This is a genomic window from Rhodanobacter sp. OK091 (assembly GCF_900142825.1).
Classification (GTDB): Bacteria; Pseudomonadota; Gammaproteobacteria; order Xanthomonadales; family Rhodanobacteraceae; genus Rhodanobacter.
Window position 1 is genome coordinate 1,069,858 of sequence record NZ_FRCH01000001.1, and the last position, 23,897, is coordinate 1,093,754.

The window sequence follows — 23,897 nt, forward strand, 5'->3', positions numbered from 1 at the left end:
CCTCATTCCGTGAACAGAAGAGAACATGACCATGAATCGCGAACACATCGCTCGTGCGGAGCGTTTCCATCAATTGCACAATGAACCGAGGCCGCTCGTTCTGGCCAATGCCTGGGACGCCGCCAGCGTCAGGATCGTCGAAGAAGCGGGCGCCCAAGCCATCGGCACCACCAGCGCGGGCATGGCCTGGACGCAGGGTTATTCCGACGGCGAGCAGATGCCCGTCCACGAGCTGCTGGCTGCCTGCCAGCGCATATGCCGCACCGCGTCCACGCCGGTCAGCGTCGACATCGAACGCGGCTACGGACGCGACGCCAAAGACACCGGCGGCCTGGTGGGTGCGTTGATGCAGCTAGGCGTGGTGGGCATCAACATTGAGGACGGCACCGATCCAGGTACGCACACTCTTGCCCATCCTTCGATACTCACCCGGCGCATCGCATGCGCGCGCGACATGGCCCGACATCATGGCCTGCCCCTCTTCATCAACGCGCGGATCGACACCTATGTCGCCACCGGAACGGAAACAGCGGCGCGCCTCGAAGAAACACGGCAACGCGCCCTCGCCTATATCGATGCCGGCGCCGATGGCATCTTCGTTCCTGGACTGGCCGACCTGGGCGACATTGCGCATCTCGCTCGCGCGCTTCCCGTGCCGCTCAACATCTACGCGGGCTATCCCGGCGCGCCCAGCGTGGACGCGCTCCAGCGTGCAGGCGCACGGCGCATCAGCCTCGGCTGTGGCCCCATGCAGTCCGTCATGGCGCATCTGGCAAGGATCGCCGCGGAGGCGTTCACCGAGGGGCGCTACGACACCATGGCCACGCACATGCTGACGCCTGCCCAGGCCAACGCCTTGTTCCGGTCCACGCCAGTACGCGACGACAACACGACGCACAGGGTTCGCCGCACAGGCATGGGAGATGGACCCGTCGGCCTGTTGTTCGCCCAACCTCGACACAGTGTCCGGCCGAACGGAACTCGCCTCAGTGATGTCGAACTGACCACACGCAACGGCATGCACAAGACGACGGTGCCTGGCGTGGCCAGAGGCAGCGCAAGGCCCGGGCTTGCGCAACAAGCGCTGCGACGGCTCGCCGCGTCGTTTCTCGGCGCATTCGGTGGAACCCGGGCGGGCGGCCGATGATGCGTCGGCGCCGGCAGGCGATGGCATGGCTGGTCACCTGGGGGTATTTCGCCGCAACGACCGGCGCGGCTGCCGAGGCGGCAGTGCCGGCGGACAGCGACCACCAGTCACGCGAGGAAGCGTGGTGGACCGGCCCCATGATGGCCAACTCGGCCGCGGCGCTGCCGCAAGGCCATTACCTCATCGAGCCGTACCTCTACGACGTGCACTCGTCGCACACCGACAGCTTCGGATCGCTGACCTACATGGAGTACGGCATCACCGACCGCCTGACGGCGGGGATGATTCCGACCTTCGGCTACACCCGGATGGCGAACGGACCCGGCAGCGCGGGGGTCGGCACCGGCGACCTGAATCTCCTGGCGCAATACAGCCTGACGCAGTTCCAGGATGGCAGCGCCATGCCGGCGATCGCCTTGATGGTGCAGGAAACCGTGCCCACCGGCAGGTACGACCAGCTCGACCATCGACCCGCCAACGCCCACGGCGAGGGCTCGTTCACGACCACCGTGCAACTCAACACGCAGACCTACTTCTGGGTGCCGAACGGCAGGATCCTGCGCATGCGCTTCAACATCGGCCGATCCATTTCACGCAGGACGCGCGTCGACAACGCAAGCGTCTACGGTACGCCTGCCGGCTTCCGGGGATACGCACGCCCCGGCGATTCATTCGCGGTGAACGCCGCGTGGGAGTACAGCCTGACACGGCACTGGGTGCTGGCCTTCGACCTGGCATACCGGCACACGCTGGGTGCCCGGGTGGATGGCGCCATTTCTGTTGCGGGCACAGCGACGCCACTGATCCATCGAGCACGATCCAGCGAGAGCTTCGGGTTCGCACCCGCGATCGAGTACAACTGGCGCAGCAATCTCGGCGTACTGGTCGGCGTCCGCGTATTCACCGGCGGCCACAACAACCCCACGACTGTTACGCCGGCGATCGCGCTGAACTATGTCCATTAACGAAGTCCGGCCTGCCATCGCCAGGCTGGCGAGCCTTCGAAGGTTGGACGTACGGGGTTCGCACTGAGCGCGCAGACGGGAGCTAGCCACGTACCAGAACAGTGCCTGCGTCCAGTGCACCTGTGTCCTCGATGCGAGCGATGTTGTGTTCGCGCCGCCACCGCGCTCGCTGTGCCGTGGGTTGCCGACAGAGTGCAACCCGTCTCCTCTTCAAGACTAGATTATCTTCAGCGTGATGGCTTTCAGCACGGCGCGCGTTCGGTCGCGCGTACCGAGTTTGTCGAAGATATCGATGAGGTAGTTCTTGACGGTGCCTTCGGCGATGTGGATCGCTTGTCCTATCTCTCTATTGGTATATCCGCCCGCCAACAGGCGAAGGATATCGACCTCGCGTTTGTTGAAGCATCCGGTCGGCGCTTCGTCGTCGTGATAGGCGTAGCGTGTTCGCAGCAGGTCGGTCGAAATCGGCGCTATGACCTTGCGCCCCCTGGCGACCTCCTCGATGGCTGCGACCAGCTCCAACGGGGACGCGTCCTTCAGCAAAAAACCTCCCGCTCCGGCCTCGGCGGCGCGAAGGGCCATGTCCGGGTCATTGAACGTGGTCAGCAAGACAACCGGCGGAGCGCCCGGAATCCTTCTCAGACGTTCGCAAAGGCCAAAACCATCCAATCCCGGCATGCGGATGTCGGAGAGCACGACATCGACCGTAGTTTTCGTCATCAGATGGAGAAGCGCTTCTCCTCCATCGGCCTCTGCGACGACTTCAAGTTGCTCGAAGCCGCCGAGCAATGCCTTTAGGCCGCAAAGCACCAGCGCCTGGTCATCCGCCAGTGCGATGCGAAGACGCCTCGGACCGGTCATGACCACGCCACTGGCAGCCAGGCATGCAAGTGGAAACCGGTGTCGCCGGACCGGCCGAACTGGAGATCACCTCCCATCGCCTGGAGCTGCTCCCGCATCCCGGTCAATCCGTGGCCGGCGCGTACATGACCGTGCCCACGGCCGTCGTCCCGGATCACCAGCGACACCCCCTCGCCATCGCGGGACAGTATCGCCCACACATGATCGGCGTCGCTGTGGCGTGCCGCATTGGTCAAACCTTCCTGGAACGTGCGCAACAACGCCTCTGCCTGATCCAGCGTGGCGACGCGGGCGTCGTCGGCTATCTCCAGAACGACGAGAGGCCGGGGAAAAGGTGCCGCCAGGCGATGCATCGTGGCGCCCAGATCCAGTCCATCGTGCAGCCGGAGTTGGTGAACCATGCCACGCAGATCACTCAGCAATTCTTCGGTCAAACGCGAGCACAGAGCCACCATCGCGGCCTGATCCAGCCGGCGGTTGTGGGTCATTGCGGCGAGGTTCAACTGCAATGCGGTGAGTTTGTGTCCCGCCACGTCGTGTAGCTCGCGCGACAGCCGAAGGCGTTCTTGATGTCTGGCCGACTCGGCCAGCATGCCGCGCGTGGTCAGCAGTTCGGCGTGTGCGCTGGCGAGCATGTCTCGCGCCTGCTCCGTCTTCTGAGCGAACCGCGAAACCATGACGGCGAACAGCTGAAGGCTGGCATGCAGGCTGACATAAGTCAGCGGCGCATCCATTTGTCGAAACATCAGGACGATGGAAAGCAACAACGCGTTCAACAAGACCATGATGATGGCCAGCATCCGGATGCTGGACAGCCTGGCAAACGTCAGCATGGGAACGATCAGCAACGCCGCGGCAGAGTTGTAGCGATAAAGCGCCACCAGAACGAGCGTGATGACGCTGAGCACGATAGCCAACGCGAACTGAGCCGCATCGTGCCCGCGCACGGCAACCGACACCATGAACACCAGAAGGAAAACCAGATGCAGCGACTTCGCCAGTCCATGAACCGGAAACGCTGCGCCCAACGCAGTGGCGATGAGTGGGCCGGACCATAGCTCAAGACCGATAGCCGCCCATGCCAACAGGCCCGCTACCGCAATCGCCGATCGGGGGGATATCGCCAATCTCATGCTTGCCAGCATTCCGTCAGGTCGGAAGAAAGGCAAGCAGATACCGAAAGAAGTGACTTTAGTCACCTCGACTGGTGACTTTCGATGCCTGACGGCTCTGGTGCGCGCAAGCAGACTGAACGCCTTATCCCAACCCAAGGTTTGGCAACATGAAGGCGAAGCTGGCGCGAATTGCGAAGATCGGTGTTCTGGCCATCGGCCTCTCGGTAGTTGCCGGCATAGCGGTGACCTCGGTGCCCGTCGTATCGCCAGGAGAGCGCAACGCATTCGCGGCCGTTCTCCCTCCGGCCATCATCAAGGACAGCAAACCCATCCAGCAGGCTTATGCTTATTTGCCGCAGCAGACGCGGTTCGATGCCTTCGTCGCACTGCAAGATGGCAAACAGCTGGCGCAATGGGGAGAGGCGGATCTGCCGATCAATACGCACTCCGTCAGAAAGAGCCTGCTCAGCGGGCTCTACGGCATCGCCATCGCACGGGGATATATTCGCCTCGACCAGACCCTCGGCGAACTTGGCATCGACGACAAGGTGAAGCCGCTCACCGCGATGGAGAAGTCGGCGACGATCCGTGACCTGCTGATGTCCCGTTCGGGCATCTACATCGAAGCGGCCGGTGAAGCAAAGGGCATGAAAGACGGGCGCCCGCGCCGGGGTTCGCATCGACCGGGGGAGTTCTTCTACTACAACAACTGGGACTTCAACGTGCTTGGTGTCATCTTCGAACGCCGCACGGGTTTGAGCATCGGGAAGGCGTTCTACGAATGGATCGCCAAACCGACCGGCATGACCACCTTCAAGCCGGATCAGGTCATCTACGACCAGCCAAGCTATACCGAGCATCGCCAGTTCGTCATCTTCATGACCGCCGCCGATCTCGCCCGATTCGGAATGCTCTATGCCAACAACGGCGTATGGAACGGGCACCAGGTGATACCCGAATCCTGGGTGCGCGAAAGCACGCAGGCATATTCGGATGTCCACGACATGCCTCCCTTCGATGCCTATGGCTATCTCTGGTGGCTCGATCGTCGCAACGACGTTGTATGGGCCGACGGCTGGGGTGGCCAGTTCATGGTCGTCGATGCAAAGCACAGGCTGGTCGTCGTCGCTCGGCGTGACACCGGGCGTAGCTTGCTGCAAATGGGTTTGTTCGCTGCCTTTGGCAAAGACGGATGGCGCAGCCACTTGCAGAAGCTGCATGACATGATGATTCTGGCCACCGAGTGACTCCGGTGCGAAAGTCCACGCGCCGATGTTGCTCAGAGGTATCTGACGACCTGGACTACGCCACTCACTCGCCAGGGAAGACTGCCGAAGGCGCTGGTCTTCGAGCCAATCGTGGTGCCGACGTAAGCGGAAATGGTCCAGTTGCGCGATGGGAAGTACTGCGCGTACATCTGGGCAAGTCCCGACCCATCGTTCTCTGCGACGAAGGCGATGGCACCCAGGTTCAACGTCGATGGAATCACGTCCTGCCAGTCGGCCCGTAGAAAAAACTCCCGACGCGTGAGCGGCTCCTGCTGATCCGCCGCGTATTGCCGTACATACCAGAACTGCGAAGCGCTGCGCGTATTGTTGGCGCCTTGTTCGGAGATGCGGGAGAACTCCGGGCCACTGAGACCCGACTCGTGATAGTGATACTCGACATTGAGCGTGAGATTGAAAGCGCTCGTCCAGGAAGCGCCTATGGAGAGATCATTCGAGAATGGCTTGCGTCCCGAGACGTGTTCGATCACCGATAGCCCCGCAGGCAGCGCGCCGGTTCTTTCCCCGAATGCAAGCGCGCGCGCGGTAAGCGAGGGTTCTCGCACGCCGGACCATTCGAGATAAGCCACCGTACCGGCATTGAGCACGCGGCTCAGGCTTCCACCCCAGTGCGTTCCGATGGCATCGTGGAATGCGAGCAACTGTGGATTGAATGCGGAACCATTCCAGCTCACTGACAGCAAGCCGCGACCGTCGGCATTCGTTCGTCCCCAACCAGGATCGAAGCTTGCGAGGGCCGATGTGGGGATAGGAGCAGTGTCGGTAAGCCTGGGGGCATAAGCGGCCGTTACGCTGCCGCCGTCGAACAATCGCTGCGCCTTGATCATCACGACACCCAACCGGCTTTCACGGGCGGCCGATGGATCAATCGAGGATAGTTGAACGGCCGATCGGGTCTTGAAGAAATCGGTCGGGTTATAGCCGTAGGCGATTCCTTCTTTCAGATTGACGCGCCCCGCTTCGATGTAGGTACGCGGCACCAACTCGTCGGAAAGGTAGATCTCCCGGAGATCGTTTTGGGCGTTCGCTCTCGATACGGCCGATAGTAAGCTGCCCGCAAATACGTTCAGCCGATCGCTGAAACCGAACGTCCAGGCGTTGGCGAGCGGGAGCTTGATATCCGCATCGAGACTCAGGCGATTCTGCCAGGATGGCTGGGCCGCTGGCGTCGGAATCACGGGCGTCTGATTGTCCCAACCAGTGAACGCGTCCTCGATCCGAATTCGCTGCTCTGAGGAACGCTGAGTAGTCGGCGAGCCCGGGCTCGGAGTCGCCTCTGCCGCCGGCGGAATCCGCTTGAGGTCATCGTCCTCGCTGGTACTGGTCGACTGCGCGAGCACAGCGTTTGCCATACCAAGCAGGCACAGCCCGACCACCATTCGTGGAATCCATGGGGTCATGCAAGCTCACTGCCCCACGCGTGGCAGGTAGTCGCGCTGATACCAGCTGTCGGGTATCGCACGGGCCTTGTCGTCCGACGTATTCATGGTCGTGACGAGCTTCGAATTGACCGCGTCGATCAGAATGATCTCGGTCGGACGCTGGGCGCCGAGACTCTCACCGTACTTGTGGTAATAGGCGATCTTGAGGAGTCGGCCGCTGTCGGAGTAGAACTTGCTCTTGACCGGATGGAAGCTTCCTTGCTCCACCCAATAGTCGATCCTGCCGTAAATGGCGCTGTCATTGCTCGGCACCAATTCAACGTGCCAACAGCTTCGCGCATGTTGATCCGCGTCATTGAGCGTCTCTCCACCAGCCGGCCCGACGAGCTTGGCGCGATAGTCATGCGCCAGATTGACAGTGACGACATCTCCCTGTGCAGCCTGCCCCAAGAGCCGCTGTTGCGGGGAGATGCGTACGCTTGATCGGGCCGCGGGATCGTAGAACCACATCACCGTCCCGTTCATGAGGACGGTTTTTTCCACGTCACGAGGCGGCTCCTCATAGCGGACCAGATTGCGGTACTGACCTGTGGCGGGATCGACCTTCGAATAGACGCGCAGAACGGTCTGACTATGGGCCGTACCGTCGATGTACTCGACCAGGGTCAATTTTCGCTCGAACGGTTCGGATGGATTCCGCACGGCATCCGAGGCAGTAACTACCTCGTCGGCGGTCGGGGCTTCGACCGCGCGAGCGCCCAGCGGCAGAATCGACAAGGCGAGCAACAGAAAGGAAAGAGAAGTCTTCATACGTGCCCCAGAGCATCGACGATGGTGAGCCGTGCGCCGCGCCGCGCTGGAAGCCAGGCCGCGATCACGGCAACGATCGCGAGCGAGATCCAGATGATGCCGGCAAGGGGTGCGATTTCGTTCTCCCTGACAAGCAATGGAACGGGACTGGCGCTTCCGGGTGGCTGCCAGGTCAGTCCGGAATGGTTGATGAGATAGTTGAGAACGAACCCCAGCAAGAGACCGATCGTGGCTCCGATCAACCCGAGCAACAGGCCCTCGGCGACGAACTGGCGGGTGATACCCAGCTTTCTGACCCCGATGGCGCGCAACGTCCCGATTTCCGGGGTGCGCTCCATCACACTCATGCTCATGGTGTTGACGACGGTGAAGAGCACGATCACCACCATGACGAGCGAAATGAAGGAGAAGATCGCGGACATCATCCCAATGACCTGCCGATAAAAGGGCTGCAGCTCCTTGAGTTCGCGAACCTCCAGATCCAGCCCCTTGCTCTGAATGAGTCCTTCAATGCGCCGTTTCGCCGCATCGATGTCCTCGGTGCGATGGAGTTGCAGCACGATGCCGACCGCCTTTTTCTCGCCACGCCCGTAAAGAAGTTGCTGCGCCAGGTGGAAGTTCATGACGACGAAGGCGTCATCGAGTTCCTTCACCCCTTGCGCCACAGCGGCGTCCACGTAGAAATTGACGACATTCGGTGCCCCGGCGGAGGTGGCCGCCAACAGATCGAGCCGCGGAACGTGGCTCTGCCCGGACTGCTGGGTGGAGCCCTCTCCCGAATCCTTGAGTCCCGCAAAATCGCGCTTGGCGGGTACGCTCGGGCCTGCACCGTTCGCATCGTCTTGAGGCAGCGCGGTGTTCGGGCAATCCGCGATCTTCAAGGCTCCGCAGAGGCGCAAAATCCTCCCGAGACCGACGCCCACGAACCCGTGAGTTTCATCGAGCTCGTTCAACGGCGCATCCACCTCTCTCAGTTGGGCGCGAATCTGATGCTCGTCCCATTCGTGCATGCGGTTGTAGTCCTTGGGAATGACTCCCAAGCCCATGAAGGTCTTCGAGGCATCCGACTCGAAATTGCCCGCGATGCCGAAAAGGTTCACGGTGGGCGTCACGACATTGATCAGAGGCTTCAGGACAGGATCGTCCTTCACGAGCTGAAGGACGGTCTCGTAATGCGGAATGCCGTAGGCCGCCGGATTGCCGCTGCCGTACTTGAAGTACCCCTCGCGGTAGATCGCCAGGTGCCCTGACCGGACCACATTCTGGGTTTCGATCTGTACGAATATCTCCGAGACGAACGCTCCGAAAACGAGCGTTGCCATGGCGCCGATCGCGATGGCCGAGATGGTCATCACAGACCGGCGCACATTGCGCGTGATGTTGCGCGCAGCAATCTTGATAGTGCTCATGAGTGTGCCGTCCGGTGTTCGAGCAGTTCGCCATCGCGGATGGAGAACACCTCTTCCGCGTGGGAAATCAGCTGAGGATCGTGGGTGGAAAAAACGAAGGTGGCCCCGTGCTCGTGCTGTACCTGACGCATGAGATCGATGATGGCGGCCCCGGTCTGGGAATCGAGATTGGCTGTCGGCTCATCCGCAAGCACCAGCGTCGGGCCCTTGACCAAAGCCCGCGCGATCGCAACCCGCTGTTTCTGACCGCCGCTCAATTGGTTAGGTCGGTGATTCCTGTGTTCGACAAGCCCCACCGACTTCAAGATTTCGAGAGTGCGTCGCTTGCGCTCGGTCGGCCGCACCCCGAGAAGCACCAAGGGGTACTCGACATTCTCGTAGGCCGAAAGCACCGGAATCAGATTGAAGTTCTGGAAGATGAACCCGATCTTCCGGGCGCGAAACTCCGACAGTTCATCATCCGACTTCGCGCCGATCTTCTCCCCGCCGATCTCGAGGACACCGGCAGTGGGCCTATCAAGACAGCCGATGAGATTCAGGAGTGTGCTTTTCCCACTGCCCGAGGGTCCCAGGATCATGGAAAACCGCTGAGGCGGAATCCCGAAGCTCACGGATTTGAGCGCCTCGACCGGCACATCGCCCAGTCGATATGTCTTGGAGACGCCATGGAAGCGAACCGCAGCCTCTGCGCCAGAGGTAGAGCTTTGAATGGGAATGGCTATCGCCATGGAAGAAACTCCTCGTCGGCTGCTGATCGGCGATGCTTCGATCGCTTTTGTGCAACTTGAATGGCCAGGGTGAATCGGACGCATGGGGCTCGCGCTGAGCGCACGGACAGGGCTAGCCACGTACCAGAACAGTGCGTGCATCCAGTGCGCTGGTGTCCTCGACATGAGCGATGCTGTGCTCGCGCTGCCAGACCTTCGACTCGGGTGCGAACTGCGGTCGCGACGGGAATGGCCTGCGCAAATCGCGATCGTATTTGTCGAGATTGAAGCCGGACCTGAGCGGGGCGATCATGAACTGGGCGAACTGGCGGAACCGGTTTCCGAGCGTGCGCTGGTTGCCCGGCAGCGCTGCGTAGCGGCGCGCTATCGTCTCGAAGTCCTCCGGCGGGCGGCCCGTTACGTCGAGCACGTCAGTCGTGGGCGCGCCGAGTTCAAATGCTCCGCGCTTGTGATCGTCGATGTAGTAGCGAACGCCGCTGATCAGATCGATCGGCAAGCCGCCCAGGCGTGCGGACTTCATGAATAGCCAGGCGGGCGTCGGCAGGACTTTGACCGATCGACCTACGGCCCGGCCAATCGCCTGTGCCATGTCCTTGGCATCGAGGAGTTCGGGCCCGGTGGGGTGATAGCTCTTCCCGGCGTGCCGTGCAGGGTCCATCAATGCCGCAACGGCTACCCGCGCGATGTCCTCGTTGGAGGCAGGCGCATTGCGGCTATCGCCGTAAACCCACGGAAATACACCGAGGTTTGCCGCATATCCCGTCAGCATCAAATACGAATCTGCGAAAAAACCCGGATTGACGATCGTATGCGCTATGCCGGGCGTCATGGCGAACAATTGATTCACCAGCCAGAGCTGGCGGGTCATGAGTGACGGATGCGAGGGGCTCGCCAGCCACTGAGTCAGTCCGACGATGTGTTCCAGTCGGGCCTCTCTGGCGGCAACTGCGAAAGCTACGGCGCCCTGGATCATGTACGGATCGAAAGGCGGGCAGAAATACGCCCCCTGGGCGTCCTTCAGTGCGTCGCCGACGCGCTCGACATCGCTCATGTCGGCGACAACGACTTCCGCGCCTTGCGCCCGCAGTCCCGCGCTGCGGCCATCTTCGCCGTGGACCATGGCGCGGACGCGATAGCCGGCCTTCAGCAATTCGGCAGCCACCACGCTACCCGTCTTCCCGGTCGCACCGGTCACGAAGATTCTGGGCTTGGTCGTCATCGTTTCCTCCTTAACAGGCTTGGCTGTTTTTGGTACGGTGGACCAATCAACCATTGGTACCGTTTGGTACCAAACAGCATGGTACCGCTTGGTACCAATGTCAAGAGGAACGAAATGACTACTCCATCGAGGTCGAAACGACCCCAACAAAGCGGCGATGAGGCCGCGGTACGCGGACGTATCCTCGAGGCCGCCTTCGCGGCATTCATGAAAAATGGCTACGCGGCGGCCAGCACGAACGAAATCGCCACACATGCGCGAGTTTCGAAGCGCGAGCTTTATGCACTGGTCGGCAACAAGCAGGAAATGCTGATCGCTTGCATCAGCGAGAGGGCCAAGCGATTGCAGGTACCCGCTGAGCTGCCGGTACCGCACGATCGTGAGACTCTCGCGCGCATTCTGTCTGCCTTCGGCACGCAGCTGGTTCGCGAAATTAGCGACCCGACGGTCATCGCGGTTTTTCGACTGGCAATCGCTGAAACGACACAAGCACCCGAAGTGGCGCGTACGCTCGATGCCATAGGAGGGGGAACCAGCCGTGCCGCCTTGCGTAAAATCATGACTCAGGCGCAAAAAGCGGGACTGCTCGATAGCCGTCCCACTGAGCTCGTCGAGCAGTTCTATGGGCTGCTTATGGGAAACCTGATGACGGGCCTGCTGCTAGGCGTCGTTGAGCGACCAAAGCCGCGGGAGATCGCCCTACGCGCTCGTCATGCGACGGATGCTTTCCTTCAACTCCATCCGGGCGCCAATAACGCCCCAGTTTGAATTCCGACTTTAGGGTGGAACCCGACATGGTCAGTGCGATCGAAAAGGTGCACACCGAGACGAACGATCGATGCCAAAAGCAAGGTGAAAGCGACCAGCTCGACGTCGGTGCCGACAAACCGGAACGTGACGCACCAATTGCCATTAACCCCATACATGCCGGTGGCTTTTCAGCACCCCGTTGAGGGGGTGAGGCTTGTAGCCAGGTTGGTGCAGTTCCCCCGGCGACATCGCTGCATCGGGCGCCGCCAAAATGCGGCCGGGCCTGGCAGCCAACTCGCCGCCAGATCCATCAGCGGTGCTGGTCAGCAATGGTTATTTCCAATCGGTGATCTGGTTGGGATGCCAAGGGGAAAATGTTCCTTGTCATAGTCCGATCCAATTCAACGGTGGGTTCTGCCATGGATGAAAAATAGCGAGTCAGCTTGAGTCAGCCCGAGTTTGCATGAACCGGCAACCACTGATTTCGGGGGTACTGTTCACGTTGCCGAGGTGCCTAAGATAGCTCAGCCTTCCTTGACCGGTGTCCGTCGCCCGGCCGCAAGGCGACCCATGCCCAGAGGCGCATATGAATGCTGTCGTCGCAAATCCAGAGGTCGCGCTGCTGTCTGCCTTCTTGCGCGAGAAACAAGTCGAGTCGATAGAGCCGATCCTGTTGGCCCAAGAGATTACTTCACTCAAGGCGCTGCAGGATCTCCTGGCGGACAAGTCGATGAAGAATGGCGTCATCAAGGAATGGCTGGGTGAGAAACCCACCTTCGGACGCAAGCTGCAAGCCGAGCGTTTCAGAAAACTCAAGGTCGACGATGTCGCAACCGCGATCATGGTCGCTCAGCAGAAGGCGGAAGATGCGGCCGAGGTCGCAAAGCGGGAAGCCGCAGCGGCGAACGAGCCTGAGAATGTAACGTCGAAGGCCAACGACGAGCTTAAGGCCTATCTGCAAAAAGAGGGCGTCCCACCCAGCCATGTCCCGGTATACGAGAAGCACGGCGTCACTTCGATGCAGGCCCTGCAAAGCCTGTGCAAGAAGCCGAACGCCCGCAAGAGCCTCGTCGACGACCTGCGTAACGGCTGTGTAATTGGCAAAAAGCGCTACCCGTCCGCACCGGCCAGCGCCGAGCAAGTCGAGAATCTTTCGCCACGCGATCTGCGCGATGCGATCAAAAACCAACAGCTGACCGAGAAAAATGGGCCGCTATCGGACGAATTCAAGCAACGGGAAGGTAAGTTGAAGGAAGCCGTCAGGCAGGTGGAGGAATTGCGCGCGACGTGTGCCAAGGACGCCAGCGCCAATGCCGAGGCCGTGCTGAAGCAGGCCATGACAAATCTGGAAACGGTGCTCAAGGAGAGCGACTCGGAGCCGGTGCTGAAAAAGCTCAAGGGCAGCTATTCCGACATCAAGAGCCTGGATGATGCGCTGGCCAACGCCAGCAAAGAGCTGAACGGAAAGGTCGCGCAGGAACTGGTGGCTTCGCTCAAGGACGTCAAGGAACTCGATGCCGCGCAGCTTGCCGATGCCAACGATCTATTCCGCGGTGTGCTGTGGAAGGCGGGCGAGATCGCCGACGTCAGCGGCTCTGATCTGGTCAGCCATACCTGCAAGCTGACCAAAGAACACACCAGGAAAGAAGACACCTTTTCATACGCGAGCCAGGAATCCTATGAATACGCGAGCAAGACCGTCGATCGTTCTGCTTCCACATTCAGCACTTCGAACAAGCTCAGCGGCGCCACGTTTCTTGGCAGCGGGATAGGCGCGATCAGCGCAGCCGGGGGACACGCACGGGCGAAATTGGACTATAACGCCACCGAGAAGGCCGCGAGCAGCAGCTCCGCCTGCCGCATCAAGTCACACAAGATATGGATGACCCGCGGATGCATAACCATTCCCAGGGACCAGGTACGGCTGAGCCACGAGGCGAGCGAAGCGCTGCATTTCATCGCAACGGCCGATGCCAGCGAGCAAGAGACGTACGCCCTCGCGTTCCTGGTTAACTTCGGCAGCCATTTCTACGCGAAGGCGTTACTTGGCGGTCGTTATGAGCTCATCGCGACGGCCACGGCAACCACCAGCGAACAACTGGAGGGCATCGACTCTGCAGTCAGTACGGTGTCGAACTGGCAGGTCTCTGCGGCCGGCAGTTATGTCGGGCTAGGCGGCATGTTTTCCGGTTCATCGGCCAACCAGGGTGGCCGCGATGCCGCCAGCGGCAGGTCTACCACCGAGCGGAAGTCGATGCGCACCGAAGACGTCCGCACCAGCACCGAAGTCTTCGGCGGCCTGGACCAGCTCTCCGTGGATCACTGGAAACAGAGCCTGGAGAAAAACACGCTCTGGCACGTCATCGACCGCGATGATCCCATGGCGGTTTGGTCCTTGCTGGCATTATCAACGCTCAGGGACGTGGCGCCGGATGCGAAAGCCGTGCTGACCAAACTGCTGGAGCGCGTGTGGGTGCAGCAGGTCTTCGTACCTTCGCTGGAGGACATCAATCCGCAGCTGCCCAAGGTGCCGGCGCTCGCCAAGGCCACTACGGTGCTGGAACTGGAACAGGCCCTGGCGGCGATCTGGGCACCGCCGGCGATGCAGGTGGCCTGCTTCCGCGAGCGATTCTCGCCGGCGAGTCATTTCCGCAAAACTTTTACGCTGCCGCAGGGCTATAAGATCCTATCCGGCGGCGTCACTTCGCTGAACCAGCACAAGGGTAACTTCCTTGTTTGCAGTTACCCCATCTACGAACCATCATCCAAGACCTGGTTCTGGCGCGCGGACATGAAAGACATCGACCATGTTTCCGCCGAAGAGCACGAAATTGCGGTGCTCGCCGTCTACGACCCGGATGATCGATGGGATGTGTGTCTTTTTGAGACCTCCAGCTCGCGGGCGGAAACCGCACACACGCTGGTGGCCGGCGAACGCACGGGCTACCTGATCACCGGCGGCGGGGCCAAGGTCGACGATTTCAGCAACGTCGTGATCACCGCGTGCGGTTTCGTCGCCGCATCCGCCGCCAAGGCCGGCGCTACGGCCCAACCGACGCCACGCGATGGCTTTCTGGCCAGCTCCGGCAGCTGTCGGACAAACAAGGCGCACGTGCTCACCGCCATCGCGATCGGCATACGGGCACGCGACGGCTCGCTCATCGAGCCAACCTATCTCACCAAGCTTCTGCCAAAGGGTGGGCATCAGGACGCCACGCTTACCGCCGGCGAGGGTGTCATTGGTGGGGGTGCTTGCCTCAGAGAGAGTGTGGCGAACTTCCTGACTGGCTCATGTCCCGTCATCGACGCCCGCGGCACGGCGATCGGCTGGATGGCCTCCAGCAAAGACCATATAGAAGCTTGCCACGCGGAAATGGAAATCGTCGCTGTGAAACTGAAAAACGTGAAGACGACTTACGTCAAGCCCATGCAGCCCGCGGTGGCGCAATAGCAGCGCCCGGCCGCCCGGTCACCGCACTGAACCATTAACCCGACAGCCACACGTTAACCCGACAACCACGGATACCTATCATGCCTACTCCTCTGCGCAATCTTCTCGAAGGATACGAAGGCAAACCGACTATGGGCCTCCAACACGCCGGCGATAGCCTGCTTAAAGTCGCGGTGGTGGCGGGCCGAGTCGACGACATCGAGGTCGCGAAAAGCTACTTCGATGAGGACGGCAAACCGCTGACAACCATTGTCAAAAGCATTCACGACTACTGGGGCAAGACCCACGGCAGCCTGAAAGGGCCAGTGCAAAACGGCAAGAACGCATTGGAGCCTTGGCTGACAGGCGCCATCATCGAGCGCTACAACCTGAGCAACGACAAGGTGGTCAGAAGTCTTGCCGATTTCGTCCTCAGTGTGGTCACGGACGGATTCGTCGGCAAGGACACCACCGGAACCCAAATGGGCAACTTCACCGAAAAATGGCGAGGTGGCGGCTTTGGCTAGTAAGCGTTCGCTCAGACCGACTTCAGACGGCGGCGCGGATAGCGACGCACCGGCCGCGGTATTTCGACCGAGTAGAGCTTTCCATCACCGAACTTGACGGACCGTATGACGAGCTTCTCGGGCTTCGTGATGCTTCCTGCTGGACTAAGTCGAGACAAAAGACGACGGTAGACAAACCCTTGTAAACCTCCAGCAAAAATTGCAACACCGGAACACAAGAAAAGCCCGCCAAATGGCGGGCTCTTTGGAAAAACGCAACACTACTTCTGACGGTGTTTCCTAGAACGGAATCTCGTCGTCCGCGAAGCCGCTGTCGGCCGGTGCCGGCGACGGCCGCGAACCACCACGGTCATCGTTGCCGCGCGACGGGCTGCCGTAGTTGCCGCCGCCCTGGCGCTGACCGCCAGCGCTGCTCGGCGGGCGCTCACGCTGTCCACCACCACCGCCACCACCGCCGCCTTCATTGCCACCGAGCATCTGCATCTCGCTGGCGATGATGTCGGTCGAATATTTCTCGACACCGCTCTTGTCGGTGTACTTGTCGGTGCGCAGCGAGCCTTCGATGTAGACCTGCCGGCCCTTCTTCAGGTACTCGCCGGCGATCTCGGCCAGCCGGCCGAACATCTTCACGCGGTGCCACTCGGTGCGCTCCTGCTTCTCGCCGCTCTGCTTGTCGGTCCAGCTTTCCGACGTGGCGATGCTCAGCGAGGCAATTGCCGTACCGCTGGTGGTGTAACGCACCTCGGGATCGTTGCCGAGGTTGCCGACCAGAATCACTTTGTTGATGCCGCGTGCCATGGGATGTCCTCTGTTGAGCCGGCCGTACGTAAGGGGTGGTTACGGCCGGAGTGGTGAATCTGGCTGACTATCATAACCTCGCCGGCCACCGAATCCACCTGCGGAAACCCCGCCCCGGCGTGGGCCGACTCCGACGCGGACCGTCTGCGCCGCAAGGCAGGTGCTGCAAGGATTCCGGCCACCGCCGGCGGCGGCCCCGGCCGCTTCAGGTGACGATGAAACGGTGGCCGACCCCCGGCTCGGTCTTCAGCCAGCGCGGATTGGCCGGGTCGTCGCCCAGTTTCTGGCGCAGCTTGCCGATCACGATGCGCAGATACTGGCTGTCGCTAGTGTGGGTCGGACCCCACACTTCGCGCAGCAGTTGCTGCTGGGTGACCACGCGGCCGGCGTGGCGCAGCAGCATCGCCAGCACAGCGAATTCCTTGCGCGTCAGCGCCAGCGGCGCGCCGTCCAGGCTCACTTCGCGGCGGGCCAGGTCGATGCTCAGCCGACCATCGTCGTAGCGCGGCGGCACCTCCGGTTCGCCCGACCGGTTGCGCAACAACGCGCGCAGCCGCGCCATCAGCTCCTGGATGCCGAACGGTTTGGTCATGTAGTCGTTGGCGCCGCGATCGAGCGCCCGCACCTTCTCGCTCTCGGCATCGCGCACCGACAGCATCAGCACCGGCAGCTGGCTCCACTGGCGCAGCTCGGCCAGCACGGCATGGCCTTCCATGTCGGGCAGGCCGATATCGAGGATGATCAGATCCGGTGTGCGCGTAGCCGCCAGCGCCAGGCCCTCGGCAGCCGTCGCCGCCAGCAGTACCTCATAGCCCTCGGCGCGCAGTCCGATGTCGAGGAAACGGCGGATCTGCGCCTCGTCGTCGATCACCAGGATGCGCGCAGCGGCTGAGGTCATAGGGGTGGCGTCATGGGATAGGCGTCAGGAGTTTGGCGTCACTGCTCGACATCGGGCGGCGGCGGCAACGGCAGGCTGATGCGGATGGTGGTGCCGATGCCGTCGCCGGGCAAGGCCTCCACGCTGCCGCCGTGCGCGCCGATCATGCCGCGGCAGATCGCCAGCCCCAGCCCGGTGCCCTGCGGTGCGCGGTCGCCGCGCGACACCGAGTAGAACATGTCGAAGATGCGCACCCGCTCATCCTCCGGAATGCCGGGGCCGCGGTCCTTCACGTCGATCAGCAGGCGTTCGCCGCTGCTGTGCACGGTCACCCGCACTGCTTCGCCTGGCGGTGAGAACCGCGCGGCGTTCTCCAGGATATTGAACAGCGCCTGCTCGATCAGCGCGGGATGCACGTAGAGAAGCACGGTATCCGGCGGACTTATCGTCTCCACCCGCAGCTCTGGGAACAGCTTGCGCAGGCGGGTCACTGCGGCGGCGACGATCTCGGCGCTGTCGGTCCAGTCGCGGTTGAGTTTCAGCGTGCCATGGCCGAGCCGGGTCATGTCGAGCAGGTTCTGGATGTAGCGATCCAGCCGCTGACCCTCGCCGAGGATGGCCTGCAACAGATCGCGACGTTCTTGCGGTGGAAGTTTTTCTTCGTAGCTGATCAAGGTGCCGGCGGCGCCGATCATCGAGGCCAGCGGCGAGCGCAGGTCGTGTGACACCGACGACAGCAGCGCGTTGCGCAGGCGTTCGGTCTCGCCCTGCACCCGTGCCCCTTCGAGTTCGTCGGACAGTTGTGCGCGTTCCAGCGCCTGACCGATGTCCTGCGTCATCGCCAGCGCGAGGCTGCGCCGGTCGGGATCGGGCTCACTCATCGCCGGATCGAAACGCAACGCCACCGCGCCCAGCGGACGGCTTTCGCTGCCCAGCGGCAGCACCCAGTAGGGCGCTGCGTTCAAGGTGTCGGTGAAACGGCCGGCCTGCTCGCCATGCCGGTCGCTCCAATCGGCCGCGGCCAGGTCCTGGGCTGACAACGCGCGTTCCGGTGGCGCGCTGGCCACCACCCTCAGCACCTGCTCCGCATCGCGGGCGAGGATAGCCGCCTCGCAGCGCAGCGCGTGCGCCAGCGCCTTGCTTCCGGCATCGCGGATGCCGTCGGCGTCGGTACTGGCAGTCAGCTGCTGACCGAGCACAAGTAGTGCACGCGCCTGCACGTGCGCACCACGCAATGATTCCACCTGGCTGGCCAGCCGCGTGGCCAGACGGCTGCAGACCAGTGCCGCCAGCAGGAACAATGTCACCGTCAGCACATCGTCGGGGCTGCTGATCTCCAGCGTGTAACGCGGCGGCGCAAAGAAAAAATTGTCGCCGAGAAAGCACAGAACAGCCGTATAGACGGCCACGGCCATGCGCGTGCGCACCGCCACCACCAATACCGCGGTGAGAAAGATCAACGACAGGTTAGCCACTGACAGGTAGCGGTCGGCGATGAATGCCAGACCGAACGCGATCAAGGTGGCAAGCGTGGCGTAGACGTATTCGCCACGCGAACCGCGCGTAGACAGCAGGCGCAACCGGCGGCGAGCTTTCGCCCGCTCGGTCGGTGTGGCGATGATGGTCAGCTCCATGTGTGCGCCACGGCGCAGCAGCAACTGGGTCAGCGAGCGACCCAGCATGCGCGCCACCACCCGTTCCCGGGTACGGCCAATGATGATCTGACCAACGCCTTCGCGGTCCGCGTGCGCCAATAGTTCGTCAGCGATTGCATGGCCGCGCAGGATGATCGTCTGGCCGCCGAGCCGGCGCGCGAGACGCATGGCCGCGTCCAGCTGTTCGCGCCGTGCAGGATCCATCCGGGCTCCGGTATCGACGTAGGCCACACTCCACGGCGCACCACGCCGCTCTGCAATGCGCCTTGCCACGCGCACCAGATACTCGCTCTGGCCATGCCCATCGATCGCCGCCAGCACCCGGCGGCGCACCGTCATCGCGCTGCCACGCGCCAGCATGTGCTCACGCAGATCGCTGTCTACGTGGCCGGCGATGGTCTCCAGCGCAAGCTCGCGCAAGGCGGCCAGATTGGTCGGCGAGAAGAACGCGTCGAGCGCGGCGGCGGCCGTCTCCGGCACATACACCTTGCCCTGCTTGAGGCGGCCGATCAGCTCTCGCGGCGGCAGGTCGACCAGTACGATGTCGCGCGCGCGGTCGAGGAACGCATCCGGCACCGTCTCGCGCACGGTGATGCCGGTGATACGCCGCACCTGGTCGTTGAGGCTTTCCAGATGCTGCACGTTGAGCGCGGTATACACCTCGATGCCGGCATCGAGCAGCTCCGCGATGTCCTGCCAACGCCGCTCATGGCGACCGCCCGGCAGGTTGCGATGGGCCAGCTCGTCGACCAGCAGCACGGCCGGCTTGCGCGCCAGCGCGGCATCGAGGTCGAACTCGGTGAAGTCGCGGTCGTGGTAACGCACGGGCCGGCGCGGCAGCACTTCCATGCCGTCCAGCAAGGCCGCGGTTTCGGCGCGGCCGTGCGTCTCGACTAGGCCGACCACCACGTCCACGCCTTGCCGCTTCAGCTCGCGCGCGGCGGACAGCATCGCGTAGGTCTTGCCGACACCGGGCGCGGCGCCGAGAAAGATCTTCAGTCGATGGTTGCGCTCACCGAGCCCGGTGCTCAGCAGGGCATCGGCACGCGCTTCGCGGGAAGGTTCGGTCATGTGCTGGCAGGTCCGGTGGATGGCGCTACGTTAGCGCGATCAGCTGCCGTGCGTGCGCGGCATATCCAGCGCGAGGTTGAGTCGCAGCACGTTGACGCGCGGCTCTCCCAGTATGCCGAGCTGGCGTCCGCTGGTGTATTCGTTCACCAGCGCCTGCACCTGCGCGCTGCTCAGCCCACGTGCCCTGGCGACGCGATCCAGCTGGTACTGCGCTGCCGCCTGGCTGATCTCCGGGTCGAGTCCGCTGCCCGAGGCGGTGACCAGATCCACCGGCACCGGCGCGGTGTTGCCCGGATCCGCAGCACGCAGCGCGGTGACGCGCTGCTTCACCGCATCGGCGAGGGCCGAATGGGTCGGACCTTGATTGGATCCGGATGACGCATTGGCGTTGTAAGGGTTCGGCGTGGTGGCCGACGGACGGCCCCAGAAATATTTCGGGTCGGTGAACGACTGGCCGATAAGCGCGGAGCCGACCGGCTTGCCGTCCCTCTCGATCAGGCTGCCGTTGGCCTGGTGGGGGAAAACCAGCTGGGACAGCCCGGTGGCGGCCAGCGGGTACAGCACGCCGGTGATCACGGTCAACACCAGCAACAGCATGAAGGATTGGCGCAACAGTTTGAACATGGGATTGCTCCGGTCAGAACGTGCCTTGCAGCATCACGAAACCGCGGGTACCGCCGACATTGCGGGTGTCGTTGGCGTTGAGGAAGCTGGACGTACGGCGGTAGAAGTCTGCGTTGGTGGCCCGGGTGATACCGCCGCTCAACGACCAGTGGCCATTCCACTGGTACTTCAAGGTGGCGCCGAAGTCGCTGTAGCTCGGGTTGCGCGCACCGTCGGCCAGTGGCACCGCCAGCGTGGTGGTGTAATGCGTGTGGCCCGCATGCAGGGCTACGCTCCACACGTCGTTCAACGGAATCGCGGCATCCAGCTGCAGATAGTCCGTACCCTTCGAATCGCCGGTATAGCCCTGCTCGGTATCGACGCCGAAGTAATCGGTGAGCGCACGGTTGTATTTCAGCGTGAACTGTTTCCAGGTCAGCGCGGCATTCGCCTCCAGCGTATTCAGCGAGCGCGCGGCCAGACCGGCCTGATCCAGATTGGCGCCCGGATACACATAGCCGTAGAGACCTGCGCGCCACGACCAATCGTTGTCGATGGACTGGCCGTAGCTCGCATACAGATCCAGCTCCATGGCGCCGCCGGGATAGCTCCGCTCACTGATGCTGGAACCCCAGAAACCGGCCGCGAAGCCGTTCGGGTTGGTGTAGTCGGCACCGCCCTGGATCGCCGGTCGGCCCCAGGTCTGGGTGAGGCCGCGGAACATGTAGTCGCTGGTCACCGCGACATTGCCGGTGACCGGACTGGCCGGCGCACCGTCAGCCTGTGCCGCCGTGATGCCGGCGAAGGAGAAAAGGGCTGCCGCAGCAACGAGGGAACGCAACTTCATCGTGATAACTCCGGCGTCTAACCCGCGGTGGGCGGCGCTCATCGTGGTAAAGGAAAACGGCATCAGATACCGGCGTAGCCGCCGAGGGTGTAGTCGTCGTCGCATGCGACGACGTCATCGACCACGGCACGCGGCAGTTGCACCACGTGCGCTGCGTGCGTTGCCTGCATCGGCAGCACGATCACCACGTCGCAGTCGGCATCGTTGGCACATAGACGCAGCTGCATCTCGGGATGGGTGTCGTCGGGGAGAGAGACGGATACTTTGAGGGTCCGCATGACTTGGCTTTCCGAAAGGGGGTTTCGCGCGGCCGACGCCCGCCGGCCACGCGATGGATCTACGCTCAGGCCAGGTGCAACACCACCAGCAGCAAGTCGATGAGCTTGATGCCGAGGAACGGCACCAGCACGCCGCCGAGTCCGTACACCAGCAGGTTGCGGCGCAGCAGCGCGCCGGCGCCGAGCGCGCGGTACTTCACGCCCTTGAGCGCGAGCGGGATCAGAAAAATGATGATCAGCGCGTTGAAGATCACCGCCGAGAGAATCGCGCTCTGCGGTGTGGCCAGATGCATTACGTTGAGCGCGTTCAACGCCGGATAGGTGGTGGCGAACGCGGCCGGGATGATCGCGAAATACTTGGCGATGTCGTTCGCGATCGAGAACGTGGTCAGCGAGCCGCGGGTGATCAGCATCTGCTTGCCGATCTCGACCACTTCGATCAGCTTGGTCGGGTTGGAATCGAGGTCGACCATGTTGCCGGCCTCTTTCGCTGCCTGCGTGCCGGTGTTCATCGCCACCGCCACATCGGCCTGCGCCAGCGCCGGTGCGTCGTTGGTGCCGTCGCCGCACATCGCTACCAGGCGGTTCTCGGCCTGGATGTCGCGGATCAGCTTGAGCTTGGCTTCCGGCGTGGCCTCGGCCAGGAAATCATCGACGCCGGCCTCGGCCGCAATTGCCGCGGCGGTGAGCGGGTTGTCGCCGGTGATCATGATGGTCTTGATGCCCATCTTGCGCATCTCGGCGAAACGCTCCTTGATGCCGCCCTTGACGATGTCCTTCAGCTCGATCACGCCCAGCGCAGTCGTGCCTTCGGTAACGATCAGCGGGGTGGCGCCGCGACGTGCGATGTCCTCGGCCGACCGCTTGATCAACGGCGGCAGGTGGCTCCCGATGGATGTCAGGTAACGCTCCACTGCGTCCAACGCACCCTTGCGGATCTGTCGGCCGTCCACGTCCACGCCGCTCATGCGGGTTTGTGCAGTGAATGGCACGAAGTGCGCGTGAAGCGCTTCGAGCTGGCGCTCACGCAGGCCGAACCTATCTTTCGCCAGCACCACCACGCTGCGGCCTTCAGGCGTTTCGTCGGCAAGCGAGGCAAGCTGCGCGGCCTCGGCCAGGACACTCTCCTCCACACCCGGCGCCGGATGGAAGGCCGTCGCCTGGCGGTTGCCCAAGGTGATCGTGCCGGTCTTGTCCAGCAGCAGCACGTCGACGTCGCCGGCCGCTTCCACTGCACGGCCGGAAGTGGCGATCACGTTGGCACGGATCATCCGGTCCATGCCGGCGATGCCGATCGCCGACAACAGCGCGCCGATGGTGGTGGGGATCAGGCATACCAGCAGCGCGATCAGCACGGTAAGCGTGATCGGGTTGCCGGCACCGGCCGCCTGCACGCTGTAGATCGAATACGGCAACAAGGTCGCGCAGGCCAGCAGGAAGATCAGGGTGAACTTGGCCAGCAGGATCGTCAACGCGATCTCATTCGGCGTCTTGCGGCGCTTGGAACCTTCCACCATCGCGATCATGCGGTCGAGAAAACTCTCGCCCGGATTGCTGGTGATGCGCACCACCAGCCAGTCGGACAGCAGCTGGGTGCCCCCGGTGACCGCACTGCGGTCGCCGCCGGATTCGCGGATCACCGGCGCGGACTCGCCGGTGATCGCGCTCTCGTTGACGCTGGCCGCGCCCACCACCACCTCACCGTCGCCGGGGATCTGCTCGCCGGCCTCGACCAGCACATGGTGGCCGGTACGCAGCTCGCTGGACGGCACGAAGGTGATCGCGGCATCGCGCTCGGGACTGGCCAGCTTCTTGGCGACCACATCCTTGCGCGAGCTGCGCAATGCATCGGCCTGCGCCTTGCCGCGCCCCTCGGCCAGCGCCTCGGCGAAGTTGGCGAACAGCAAGGTGAACCACAGCCACAGGCTGACCCAAAAGATGAAGCCGGTCGGCGCCTCGCCGTGACCGGCGAGTGCCTGCGCCCACAGCGCCGTGGTAAGCACGCTGCAGACGAACACCACGAACATCACCGGATTGCGGAACTGCATCCGCGGGGAAAGCTTGCGGAACGAATCGGCGACGGCCTTGAGCACCAGCTCGCGATGGAAGCCGCTAGCCGCTTGAGTATGCGAAGTCATG

Annotated in this window: 21 protein-coding genes; 7 read left to right on the plus strand and 14 right to left on the minus strand. The window is 62.7% G+C overall.

Features of this window, described 5'->3' with window-relative positions:
* Positions 1-25: 25 nt before the first annotated feature.
* Both BUA26_RS05040 and BUA26_RS05045 read left to right on the plus strand, forming a co-directional pair.
* Positions 26-1,147 (plus strand): isocitrate lyase/PEP mutase family protein, encoded by a 1,122-nt coding sequence (locus tag BUA26_RS05040; protein WP_072758404.1) that lies wholly within the window; start codon positions 26-28, stop codon positions 1,145-1,147.
* Positions 1,144-2,112: a transporter gene (locus BUA26_RS05045; RefSeq protein ID WP_255368166.1), complete on the plus strand. Its 969-nt coding sequence runs from the start codon at positions 1,144-1,146 to the stop codon at positions 2,110-2,112. The genes BUA26_RS05040 and BUA26_RS05045 overlap by 4 nt, the downstream gene beginning before the upstream one ends.
* 216 nt (positions 2,113-2,328) lie before the next feature.
* On the opposite strand, the gene BUA26_RS05050 is transcribed toward BUA26_RS05045, so the two are convergent.
* Together BUA26_RS05050 and BUA26_RS05055 are read right to left on the minus strand one after the other, a co-directional pair.
* Complete coding sequence (locus BUA26_RS05050) at positions 2,329-2,973, minus strand: response regulator transcription factor (RefSeq protein WP_072758406.1); 645 nt, start codon at positions 2,971-2,973, stop codon at positions 2,329-2,331.
* Positions 2,970-4,172, minus strand: coding sequence for a sensor histidine kinase (locus BUA26_RS05055; protein ID WP_178368538.1), 1,203 nt, complete (start codon positions 4,170-4,172; stop codon positions 2,970-2,972). Before BUA26_RS05055 ends, BUA26_RS05050 begins: the two co-directional genes overlap by 4 nt.
* Before the next feature lie 83 nt (positions 4,173-4,255).
* Here BUA26_RS05055 and BUA26_RS05060 point away from each other — a divergent pair, with 83 nt between their 5' ends.
* Positions 4,256-5,335 (plus strand): serine hydrolase domain-containing protein, encoded by a 1,080-nt coding sequence (locus tag BUA26_RS05060; RefSeq protein WP_072758410.1) that lies wholly within the window; start codon positions 4,256-4,258, stop codon positions 5,333-5,335.
* A 32-nt stretch (positions 5,336-5,367) separates the two neighbouring features.
* Here the strand turns inward: BUA26_RS05060 and BUA26_RS05065 are convergent, their stop codons facing one another.
* The 5 genes from BUA26_RS05065 to BUA26_RS05085 form a co-directional block, all read right to left on the minus strand.
* Positions 5,368-6,753 carry a hypothetical protein gene (locus tag BUA26_RS05065; protein WP_072758412.1) on the minus strand — a complete coding sequence of 462 codons (1,386 nt, stop codon included), beginning with the start codon at positions 6,751-6,753 and terminating at the stop codon, positions 5,368-5,370.
* Positions 6,754-6,780: 27 nt separating this feature from the next.
* Positions 6,781-7,566 (minus strand): outer membrane lipoprotein-sorting protein, encoded by a 786-nt coding sequence (locus tag BUA26_RS05070; RefSeq protein WP_072758414.1) that lies wholly within the window; start codon positions 7,564-7,566, stop codon positions 6,781-6,783.
* A complete protein-coding gene (locus BUA26_RS05075; RefSeq protein WP_072758415.1) occupies positions 7,563-8,975 on the minus strand; it encodes an ABC transporter permease in 1,413 nt (470 codons plus the stop codon). Before BUA26_RS05075 ends, BUA26_RS05070 begins: the two co-directional genes overlap by 4 nt.
* Positions 8,972-9,703, minus strand: a complete 732-nt coding sequence (locus BUA26_RS05080) for an ABC transporter ATP-binding protein (protein ID WP_072758416.1) — start codon at positions 9,701-9,703, stop codon at positions 8,972-8,974. The genes BUA26_RS05075 and BUA26_RS05080 overlap by 4 nt, the downstream gene beginning before the upstream one ends.
* Positions 9,704-9,815: 112 nt before the next feature.
* The gene (locus BUA26_RS05085) at positions 9,816-10,976 is read right to left on the minus strand and encodes an NmrA family NAD(P)-binding protein (protein WP_218587778.1); all 1,161 of its coding nucleotides are present in this window, start codon (positions 10,974-10,976) and stop codon (positions 9,816-9,818) included.
* Positions 10,977-11,036: 60 nt separating this feature from the next.
* On the opposite strand from BUA26_RS05085, the gene BUA26_RS05090 reads away from it, so the two are divergent.
* The 4 genes from BUA26_RS05090 to BUA26_RS05100 all read left to right on the plus strand — a co-directional run bounded on the left by BUA26_RS05090 (position 11,037) and on the right by BUA26_RS05100 (position 15,629).
* Entirely contained in the window at positions 11,037-11,690 is a 654-nt protein-coding gene (locus BUA26_RS05090; RefSeq protein ID WP_072760076.1) for a TetR/AcrR family transcriptional regulator, read from the plus strand.
* A gap of 26 nt (positions 11,691-11,716) precedes the next feature.
* Positions 11,717-11,875 carry a hypothetical protein gene (locus tag BUA26_RS20415; protein ID WP_178368539.1) on the plus strand — a complete coding sequence of 53 codons (159 nt, stop codon included), beginning with the start codon at positions 11,717-11,719 and terminating at the stop codon, positions 11,873-11,875.
* Between the two features lie 383 nt (positions 11,876-12,258).
* Entirely contained in the window at positions 12,259-15,123 is a 2,865-nt protein-coding gene (locus BUA26_RS05095) for an MAC/perforin domain-containing protein (RefSeq protein ID WP_072758418.1), read from the plus strand.
* 80 nt (positions 15,124-15,203) lie between these two features.
* Entirely contained in the window at positions 15,204-15,629 is a 426-nt protein-coding gene (locus tag BUA26_RS05100; protein ID WP_143154179.1) for a hypothetical protein, read from the plus strand.
* 279 nt (positions 15,630-15,908) lie between these two features.
* Here BUA26_RS05100 and ssb read toward each other — a convergent pair whose 3' ends face one another.
* The 7 genes from ssb to kdpB form a co-directional block, all read right to left on the minus strand.
* Positions 15,909-16,427 carry a single-stranded DNA-binding protein gene (gene ssb, locus BUA26_RS05105; RefSeq protein WP_072758420.1) on the minus strand — a complete coding sequence of 173 codons (519 nt, stop codon included), beginning with the start codon at positions 16,425-16,427 and terminating at the stop codon, positions 15,909-15,911.
* 205 nt (positions 16,428-16,632) lie between these two features.
* Positions 16,633-17,325: a response regulator gene (locus tag BUA26_RS05110; RefSeq protein ID WP_072758421.1), complete on the minus strand. Its 693-nt coding sequence runs from the start codon at positions 17,323-17,325 to the stop codon at positions 16,633-16,635.
* Positions 17,326-17,363: 38 nt separating this feature from the next.
* Entirely contained in the window at positions 17,364-20,030 is a 2,667-nt protein-coding gene (locus BUA26_RS05115; protein WP_072758422.1) for a sensor histidine kinase, read from the minus strand.
* 39 nt (positions 20,031-20,069) lie between these two features.
* Positions 20,070-20,654, minus strand: a complete 585-nt coding sequence (gene kdpC / locus BUA26_RS05120) for a potassium-transporting ATPase subunit KdpC (RefSeq protein WP_072758423.1) — start codon at positions 20,652-20,654, stop codon at positions 20,070-20,072.
* 13 nt (positions 20,655-20,667) lie between these two features.
* The gene (locus tag BUA26_RS05125; protein ID WP_072758424.1) at positions 20,668-21,480 is read right to left on the minus strand and encodes a TorF family putative porin; all 813 of its coding nucleotides are present in this window, start codon (positions 21,478-21,480) and stop codon (positions 20,668-20,670) included.
* A gap of 62 nt (positions 21,481-21,542) precedes the next feature.
* Positions 21,543-21,758 carry a hypothetical protein gene (locus tag BUA26_RS05130; RefSeq protein ID WP_072758425.1) on the minus strand — a complete coding sequence of 72 codons (216 nt, stop codon included), beginning with the start codon at positions 21,756-21,758 and terminating at the stop codon, positions 21,543-21,545.
* A gap of 65 nt (positions 21,759-21,823) precedes the next feature.
* On the minus strand, positions 21,824-23,896 hold the full coding sequence (gene kdpB, locus BUA26_RS05135; RefSeq protein WP_072758427.1) for a potassium-transporting ATPase subunit KdpB: 2,073 nt from the start codon (positions 23,894-23,896) through the stop codon (positions 21,824-21,826).
* Between the last annotated feature and the right edge of the window lies 1 nt (position 23,897).

Coding starts and splice junctions, on each gene's coding strand:
- BUA26_RS20415 (WP_178368539.1), top strand. CDS start 11,717: ATGGTCAGTGCGATCGAAAAGGTGCACACCGAGACGAACGATCGATGC.
- BUA26_RS05095 (WP_072758418.1), top strand. CDS start 12,259: ATGAATGCTGTCGTCGCAAATCCAGAGGTCGCGCTGCTGTCTGCCTTC.
- BUA26_RS05115 (WP_072758422.1), bottom strand. CDS start 20,030: ATGACCGAACCTTCCCGCGAAGCGCGTGCCGATGCCCTGCTGAGCACC.
- BUA26_RS05090 (WP_072760076.1), top strand. CDS start 11,037: ATGACTACTCCATCGAGGTCGAAACGACCCCAACAAAGCGGCGATGAG.
- BUA26_RS05075 (WP_072758415.1), bottom strand. CDS start 8,975: ATGAGCACTATCAAGATTGCTGCGCGCAACATCACGCGCAATGTGCGC.
- BUA26_RS05040 (WP_072758404.1), top strand. CDS start 26: ATGACCATGAATCGCGAACACATCGCTCGTGCGGAGCGTTTCCATCAA.
- BUA26_RS05050 (WP_072758406.1), bottom strand. CDS start 2,973: ATGACCGGTCCGAGGCGTCTTCGCATCGCACTGGCGGATGACCAGGCG.
- BUA26_RS05110 (WP_072758421.1), bottom strand. CDS start 17,325: ATGACCTCAGCCGCTGCGCGCATCCTGGTGATCGACGACGAGGCGCAG.
- kdpB (WP_072758427.1), bottom strand. CDS start 23,896: ATGACTTCGCATACTCAAGCGGCTAGCGGCTTCCATCGCGAGCTGGTG.
- BUA26_RS05130 (WP_072758425.1), bottom strand. CDS start 21,758: ATGCGGACCCTCAAAGTATCCGTCTCTCTCCCCGACGACACCCATCCC.
- BUA26_RS05070 (WP_072758414.1), bottom strand. CDS start 7,566: ATGAAGACTTCTCTTTCCTTTCTGTTGCTCGCCTTGTCGATTCTGCCG.
- BUA26_RS05080 (WP_072758416.1), bottom strand. CDS start 9,703: ATGGCGATAGCCATTCCCATTCAAAGCTCTACCTCTGGCGCAGAGGCT.
- kdpC (WP_072758423.1), bottom strand. CDS start 20,654: ATGTTCAAACTGTTGCGCCAATCCTTCATGCTGTTGCTGGTGTTGACC.
- BUA26_RS05045 (WP_255368166.1), top strand. CDS start 1,144: ATGATGCGTCGGCGCCGGCAGGCGATGGCATGGCTGGTCACCTGGGGG.
- BUA26_RS05065 (WP_072758412.1), bottom strand. CDS start 6,753: ATGGTGGTCGGGCTGTGCCTGCTTGGTATGGCAAACGCTGTGCTCGCG.
- BUA26_RS05100 (WP_143154179.1), top strand. CDS start 15,204: ATGCCTACTCCTCTGCGCAATCTTCTCGAAGGATACGAAGGCAAACCG.
- BUA26_RS05085 (WP_218587778.1), bottom strand. CDS start 10,976: ATGGTTGATTGGTCCACCGTACCAAAAACAGCCAAGCCTGTTAAGGAG.
- BUA26_RS05125 (WP_072758424.1), bottom strand. CDS start 21,480: ATGAAGTTGCGTTCCCTCGTTGCTGCGGCAGCCCTTTTCTCCTTCGCC.
- ssb (WP_072758420.1), bottom strand. CDS start 16,427: ATGGCACGCGGCATCAACAAAGTGATTCTGGTCGGCAACCTCGGCAAC.
- BUA26_RS05060 (WP_072758410.1), top strand. CDS start 4,256: ATGAAGGCGAAGCTGGCGCGAATTGCGAAGATCGGTGTTCTGGCCATC.